At 41.8% G+C, this 502-nt stretch carries 1 pseudogene; it reads left to right on the top strand.

Annotation, left to right across the window (positions count from 1 at the left end):
- Positions 1-293 (top strand): annotated as a pseudogene (locus Q4574_RS21480) (transposase); the annotation flags it as partial.
- Between the last annotated feature and the right edge of the window lie 209 nt (positions 294-502).

Below are 502 nucleotides of genomic sequence, written 5' to 3' on the forward strand. Positions count from 1 at the left end.
CGACCCTCATGCCTTTTGTTGGTAACCTGCAACAGCCACAACCGTATGGATTAACATTCGACTTAGTCGACTATCTACAATTGGTGGACCTATCAGGGCGCTTTATCAATCCTGACAAACGAGGGGCAATTGATATGTCTGAATCGCCCATATTGCAACGCTTAGGATTCGACGAACACAGTTGGCAAGATATGTTTTTAACCTTTGAAACACATTTTAGTGTGGCTGCAGGACAAGCAGACACTTTAAAGCACTACAAACGAAAGCGTCGGCAAACGAGTACATTGGGTTAACGCCCTTCTGAATCACTTTTCATTTCAGGCATTTTTTTCACAAGAGGCAGGCCTAGCCTCGTACTAAATTCACCTCAAAAGCACTTACCCAACGCAGATACCGAATCGCTGCATGCATTTATCTAAAATAAGAGCCGATTATAGTTTTTTGTTGGTACTCACTAAAAAATATTAAGTTGTTATCACCACAACCTAAAAAGATGCCTGTC

Source organism: Aliiglaciecola sp. 3_MG-2023, from assembly GCF_030548205.1.
Lineage (GTDB): Bacteria > Pseudomonadota > Gammaproteobacteria > Enterobacterales > Alteromonadaceae > Aliiglaciecola.